8 protein-coding genes and 1 pseudogene are annotated in these 5694 nt (G+C 65.0%); 1 reads left to right on the forward strand and 8 read right to left on the reverse strand.

The genetic code is table 11. The features are described from left to right. Positions 1-179: 179 nt before the first annotated feature. From J1M44_RS02655 to cmtR, 8 genes are all read right to left on the reverse strand, one after another. Complete coding sequence (locus J1M44_RS02655) at positions 180-329, reverse strand: hypothetical protein (RefSeq protein WP_155643070.1); 150 nt, start codon at positions 327-329, stop codon at positions 180-182. Between the two features lie 263 nt (positions 330-592). Continuing rightward, positions 593-880, reverse strand: coding sequence for a hypothetical protein (locus tag J1M44_RS02660; protein ID WP_144819255.1), 288 nt, complete (start codon positions 878-880; stop codon positions 593-595). 3 nt (positions 881-883) lie between these two features. Further along, positions 884-1300 (reverse strand): hypothetical protein, encoded by a 417-nt coding sequence (locus tag J1M44_RS02665; RefSeq protein ID WP_144819700.1) that lies wholly within the window; start codon positions 1298-1300, stop codon positions 884-886. A 238-nt stretch (positions 1301-1538) separates the two neighbouring features. Further along, positions 1539-1787: an HTH domain-containing protein gene (locus J1M44_RS02670; RefSeq protein WP_020626395.1), complete on the reverse strand. Its 249-nt coding sequence runs from the start codon at positions 1785-1787 to the stop codon at positions 1539-1541. Beyond that, on the reverse strand, positions 1784-2125 hold the full coding sequence (locus J1M44_RS02675) for a primase C-terminal domain-containing protein (RefSeq protein WP_446724869.1): 342 nt from the start codon (positions 2123-2125) through the stop codon (positions 1784-1786). The genes J1M44_RS02670 and J1M44_RS02675 overlap by 4 nt, the downstream gene beginning before the upstream one ends. Next, on the reverse strand, positions 2122-2661 hold the full coding sequence (locus J1M44_RS02680; RefSeq protein ID WP_020626393.1) for a VOC family protein: 540 nt from the start codon (positions 2659-2661) through the stop codon (positions 2122-2124). The genes J1M44_RS02675 and J1M44_RS02680 overlap by 4 nt, the downstream gene beginning before the upstream one ends. A gap of 326 nt (positions 2662-2987) precedes the next feature. Beyond that, on the reverse strand, positions 2988-3590 hold the full coding sequence (locus J1M44_RS02685) for a cadmium resistance transporter (RefSeq protein WP_020626392.1): 603 nt from the start codon (positions 3588-3590) through the stop codon (positions 2988-2990). Then, entirely contained in the window at positions 3587-3946 is a 360-nt protein-coding gene (gene cmtR, locus J1M44_RS02690; protein WP_017488126.1) for a Cd(II)/Pb(II)-sensing metalloregulatory transcriptional regulator CmtR, read from the reverse strand. The genes J1M44_RS02685 and cmtR overlap by 4 nt, the downstream gene beginning before the upstream one ends. Positions 3947-4141: 195 nt before the next feature. On the opposite strand from cmtR, the pseudogene J1M44_RS02695 reads away from it, so the two are divergent. Next, positions 4142-4711: pseudogene (locus tag J1M44_RS02695) on the forward strand (recombinase family protein); the annotation flags it as partial. Positions 4712-5694 lie beyond the last annotated feature (983 nt).

The following is a 5694-nucleotide window of genomic DNA, read 5'->3' on the forward strand; positions in this document are numbered from 1 at the left end:
TAGCGTGAGTCACGAGCGGGCTTCCTTCCGCGGATGAGTGGATGTCGCAATTCCCATCCTGCGGGGCGGAGCCCGCTCGTCTCATCTCAGCCCGTGCCTCGTGTCAAGAACCTCATGACCCACAACACCTAGTCAGGCCGGGATTCGTTGCACTGTGCTGGGGGTGCAGGCGCAGGGGGTCAAGCGTCGGCGGAGGCGTCCGTTTTGGGGGCCTGGGGGGTGTCCGGGGTGCGCGGCGGGTCGTTCTTGTGGATCGCGTAATGAACGGCGCGTGTGCTGACGCCTTCGCGCTCGGCAATGGCGCGCATGGTCATGTCTTCGGTGCGCATGGCGCGGATACGGTCATGGAGCGCGGCGACCTTGACGAAGTACTTCTCGCAGGGCTGGGCAACCGTGCACCGGAGCGGTCCGGGGTGCACCCCGGACCGCTCCACGAGGACACGGGAGGGCCATTTGGGATTGGCTGGAGCTGGGTAGTCCGTGCCAGTGTGAAAAGTAGTTCAATTCTTCATAAGAAGTGAACTAATCACAGGAGGGGGTGGGGTCACAAAGCTAGAAGCGAGGCTCTCAATCAAAGCGACTATAATATTCGTCATTCTGATTTTTCTTCTAGCTTCTTTTCGAGCTTATTCTTCTTCCTGTTTAGGCGCCACCAAGAAACTGACCCCTTGAGCTGGAGGGCTCCAAGTTCGTCGAGGGATGGGAGCCCCTTGTCAGACAGCCTTTTGGAGACCTCTGTCTTGTCTGCTCCTTGCATCGTTGCAATGAGTGCGTGCGCTTCCTTGACTGGAGCGGATGCTAGAGGGTGGGTGGAGAGTTTCGCGTTGACTGCCCTTAGCTCCTCTTCAAGGGCTGAGCGGGAAATGCCTCGGAGTGGCATGGGTCACTTCCCCCTCAGGCAGGCAAGCGCAGCCCGTCCTCCTGCGGCGAGAAGCGCCTCAGGGGTCCCCCGAACCATGATCTGGGTGATCTGAGGCCCATTGAGACCGATTCCCATGAGGCACCTATGGACAGCCCAGGGCAACGCCTGCGTTTCGGCTACTTCCGGGCCGGTCTTCTTTTCCTCGATTAGAAGATCAGAGAAGTAATCATCCCACTCGCTGGATGTGCTTCCTTGATTCTCGAAGTCGCCGGGAAGCGAGGCGGCGGCTGCGTACCCGTCTGTTGCTTGAGGGGTGAAGGCGGGCTGGGCCGCCCAGGCGGTAGCCCCGAAGTTGCTGATGGTGAGGGCTCCTACGAGGGAAAACGCGGCCCCGGACTGGGCTAGACGAGAGAGGCGCGGTCGATGCTTGTCGGGCACGAGAGTCTCCTTCGAGTGGATGTGACGCGCCCCACCATACTGTGCGTTCTCTATGCACCGCTATTGCTCTCTGATCCCTCTCGCTCAAGAGGACCTCTTCCTGGGCGATGCTGATGGCCGGTTGGCGTTCATCGCGGCCCTTAGGAGCTCGCACTTTGGAGTAGAGCACGTTTCCGTGTCAGAGCCTTCTGATGTCGCTGGTCCTCCGTTGAGACGCTGAGGGGCTTTCTTGCTGGTCTCAGTCGTCCTTGTGGATCGCGTAGTGCACCGTCCCGACGGTGACGCCTTCCTTGGCGGCAATGGCGCGCATGGAGAGCCCTTCCGCGCGCAGGGCGCGGATGCGTTCATGGCGCGCGGCGGCGTCCGCCAAGTAGTCCGCGCGTTCCTGGGCGACGGTGCGGCGGATGGTGCGCGGCGAGACTCCGAATCGCTCGGCTAGTTCGCGGGCGGTCTGCTTGCGCTTGGCGCGTGTAGGTGTGCTGGTCATGCGTCCTCTCCCACGATCAAACGGGCACGCTCCTCAACGGCGTTGCGTCGCTTCGCTCCGCTCTGGCGGCCTCTGAAGGCTTGGAGCGTGGACAGGGACGCCTGCTGGACGGTGCGGGCGTCTGTCCAGCCGTAGAAGCGCGTGGTGACCCATCGGTGAATGCTGGCGGCGATGTCGCGGGCCTCATTGGCCGGGAGTGGCTCGGAGAAGGCGGCGTTGAGCTCGTGCACGTGGGCGAGCACGGCGGCGTAGTAGTCGCGGCTGTCTTCGGCGCTGGCGTGCTCGTGGCGCTGGCGAATGCGTTTGGCCTCGCAGGTCCGCGGCGTCGGGCTTCTCAGGCATGCACCTCATTGTCCTGCCCGACGGCGTCGGGGGCGGTGATCCCCATGGCCTCGAGGTTCTGTGCCGTGGCGCTGGCCGGATCGAAGGGCTTGGTGGCCGTGAAGACCACGCGTGCCTTCTCGGGGGCGATCACTTCAAGGTCACGCGAACCCCAGGGCGTGTCCACGGGCTCGCCGACTGCGCCGACACCTGCGGCGCGGCACCGTTGCTCGAGGTCATCGATCTGATCCAGCAGACACGCGAAGCTGACGCTCATGGCCGGCGCCTCCTGCTCCAGGGTGACGGGGGTCGGCACCAGCAGGACGTCCTGGAAGGCCCAGCGGCGCAGGTGGACCAGCTGACCGGGCACGCTGAACAGCTCGAAGAAGTCGAGCCCTTGCGTCCAGAAGTCCACCGAGGCGGTCAGGTCTGATGTGGGGATCGTCACGAACGAGGGCATCCGGTAGATCCCCTCGAACCGCTCCGGGGCGGTGGCCTCAGGGCCGGGGGCGAGGACAGGGCTCATCTCGACTGCGTTGTAGTAGTTGCTCATGCGCCTCAGCCTGGGCCCTCACGTGAGGTGAGGGTCAAGTGGGGTCATAGGGCCACCTGGAGCGCCGGCTCTAGCCGCCAGTGCGGGAGAAGGGTCGCACCCCCCTCCCGCCGAACGGCTCGGAGGCCCGCTCCCGTTCGTGTCCAGTCGGGTATACCCCTTTACACGCCCTGCCCTGTGGCTTCGTTCGCTTGGTGGCGGGGTTTTTGCAGCGCTCCGTGGCGGTCTTGTTGCCGCGATCACGCAGGACTGGCTGCAGGTAGGTGTCGCGGTCTGAACCGAGAGGGGTGCGCCCGGTCGGGGCCGTTTGGATCGCTGCCGCTACGTCAGAGTCCGAAGGCTCCGCCGCTGACGAGGATCACGATGCCGAGGCCGATGAGAACGATGGGGAAGAGGACGTGCTCCCAGCGTTCGAGCACTTCGGCGATCGGGGGGCGGGTGGCGACGAACTTTGCCAGGGCCACCAGGACCGCGACGAGCGCGAGGAAGACGATGCAGTAGGCGACTACTGCGAGAGGTTTCACGCTGAGGAAGACAGGGGTGTAGACGCCGATGTTGTCGCCGCCGTTGGCAAGGGTGACGCCTGCGACTGTCCACACGTCGACCTTCTTGCCGGCAACCTTGGCCTCGTCGTCATCGTCGTCATCGTCTCCGCGCCAGGCCTGCCATGCGGCCCAGAGGCCGAGGCCCAGAGGGATGAGACCGAAGTACGGGATGGCTGCCGAGGGCAGGAATGCTCCGGCGCCGATGGTCACCAGGACCGCGGCACCGAGGATGCCGGCGAATCCGAGGTACTGGCCGGCCAGAATGCGGGCGGTAGTGCCGCGCTGGCCTGCCCCTCGCGCGAAGAAGAGGGAGAGCACGATGATGTCGTCGATGTTGGTCGCTGCGAACAGGCCCATCGCCTGCAAGACCGAGGTGAGGATCATGCGCCCTCCCCAGCTGCGTCGCATCCGGGAAGCGAGCAGGCGGGATCGATGCACGGGGCGTCTTCGTCCACTGCCAGGGTGGCATCGACCAGTGCCGTCAGCGCCTGCGCCAGGTGCGAATCGGCGATCTCATATCGTGTCCGACGACCCTCGGGCTCGGAGACGACGATCCCGCAATCGCGCAGGCATGCCAGGTGGTTGGACACGTTCGGGCGTGTCAGGTCCAGATCTCGGGCCAGTTCCGCCGGGTAAGCGGGATGGTCGAGCAGGGTCAAGATGATCCGGGATCGAGTGGGGTCGGCCAGTGCACGACCCAGGCGGTTCATCACGTCGAGACGCGAAGCAATAGTCATCATGGACTGAACTATACAGCGCGAACTGAACACTCGGTCACAGGCGTCAGCCCAGATCGCATGCCCGTAAGGGGATCCTTCACCGTACGTCGAGCGAGCTCAGTCCTCGACGACTTCTTGTGAGGGATCGTCATGTACGCATGAGCCGTACGGCGACGTGGGCGGTGAGGGGAGGATAACTGCAACAATGGGGGCAGGCATGTCGGCTACGCGCGCGTCTCGACTCTCGAGCAAGACCTCTCCGCCCAACGGGAAGCACTCGAGCGCCTCGGAGTCGAGAACAAGGACATCTACTTCGACCACGGCCTGACGGGAACGACCCGCGCCCGGCCCGGGCTGCGCGAAGCGCTGGCCGCGACCCGGGACGGCGACACCCTGGTGGTGACCAAGCTCGACCGGCTGGCCCGCTCGCTCCCGGACGCGAGGGACATCGCCGACGAGCTCACCACCAAGGGAGTGGCGCTCAGTCTCGGAGGCAGCGCCTACGACCCCAACGACGCCGTCGGCCGGTTGCTGTTCAACGTGCTCGGCATGGTGGCCGAGTTTGAGGCGGACCTCATCCGCCTGCGCACCCGCGAAGGCATGGCCATCGCCAGATCCAAGGGCAAACTCAAAGGCAAGAAGCCCAAGCTCTCGCCCTCTCAGCGCAAGCACCTGCTGACGTTGCACGCCGCCGGCGAGCACACCCAAGCCGAGCTAGCCGAGCTGTTCAACGTCTCCCGCACCACCATCTACCGCGAGCTGCGCCGCACCACGACCGACACCTGACCGCGCCTGCACCGCCACTGAGCGATCACAGAAACCCGCCACCAAGCCATCACATCCACAGTGGGCGGTTTCCGATTGCTCACGTACCTGCCGCGTTGGCCTGACCGGCTCCCTGGCCGCACGGCGAGGCCTCCCCGGGCGTCCGGACAGCCTGGGTGCGGGGCGGTTTGAGTGCCCGCGGGAAGTGGACACGGCGAGTATTCCCGCCATGGCGTTGGGTTGCCCCCGGCGCACACCGCCACCAGGACTCCTGAGCCGTAATCCGCTCCACCCAGCTGGCTGGCACCCAGGCGTTGAAGGTCGACCCTCGGGGGTTGCCTGCCCCAAAGTGCGCATGTGCGCGGTTGACCCAGCAGTGGGCACTACTGCTTAGATGCCCTCGCGTTCGTGCACGCGAGGGCATGCCTCGGGCGTACGGGCACTCGAGCTATCGCCGTGGGGGGCGGGGGGCACTGCCAGGGTTGCAGCTCACCGTCGCGTGACAGCAGCCCCATCACCCTGGGCGTGGGCACGTAAAGAAATGGTGTCGCAGATAACTGCCAGGCTAGAAGCATCCCCTCCATAGATATTTGACAGTATCCGCCCTGCCTGCGGTCATGTGGTCGTCTCATGTGAGACTGTCAACAGATCGACCGATTGTGCCGAGTATCGGAGCGAAGCCTCACTGGGTGGGCGGGTGTGGCGGTCGTCATGCCTCCGGAAGGTGGTCATCTGCGGCACGGTGGGCTTCAAGGTTCAGCGGCATCTCGTTGTCATGCCGGGGGTGCGTGGACCAGCTGGCGACGTGCGGGGTTTGCCCCGTTGCCATGGGGGACTGCCCTCGGCGGGGCAGGGGTGGAGGGCGCCGTGCACAGCTGCTGAAAGGCGAGGGAGTGCGGGTCGATGCCCTCTCGAATCGACCACGTCCCCTAATGCTCGACGAGGACCTTGTCGGCCAGGGTGTCCAGGTCGTAGTTGATGGGGGGTGGGGCCGAGGTTCGGGG

The organism is Micrococcus sp. KRD128, from assembly GCF_017168395.1.
Taxonomy (GTDB): Bacteria; Actinomycetota; Actinomycetes; order Actinomycetales; family Micrococcaceae; genus Micrococcus; species Micrococcus luteus.

What these genes read in the sequence shown, in the direction of transcription:
- J1M44_RS02680 (WP_020626393.1), bottom strand. Translation starts at nt 2,661, where the DNA reads ATGAGCAACTACTACAACGCAGTCGAGATGAGCCCTGTCCTCGCCCCC.
- J1M44_RS02670 (WP_020626395.1), bottom strand. Translation starts at nt 1,787, where the DNA reads ATGACCAGCACACCTACACGCGCCAAGCGCAAGCAGACCGCCCGCGAA.
- J1M44_RS02655 (WP_155643070.1), bottom strand. Translation starts at nt 329, where the DNA reads ATGCGCACCGAAGACATGACCATGCGCGCCATTGCCGAGCGCGAAGGC.
- J1M44_RS02685 (WP_020626392.1), bottom strand. Translation starts at nt 3,590, where the DNA reads ATGATCCTCACCTCGGTCTTGCAGGCGATGGGCCTGTTCGCAGCGACC.
- cmtR (WP_017488126.1), bottom strand. Translation starts at nt 3,946, where the DNA reads ATGATGACTATTGCTTCGCGTCTCGACGTGATGAACCGCCTGGGTCGT.
- J1M44_RS02660 (WP_144819255.1), bottom strand. Translation starts at nt 880, where the DNA reads ATGCCACTCCGAGGCATTTCCCGCTCAGCCCTTGAAGAGGAGCTAAGG.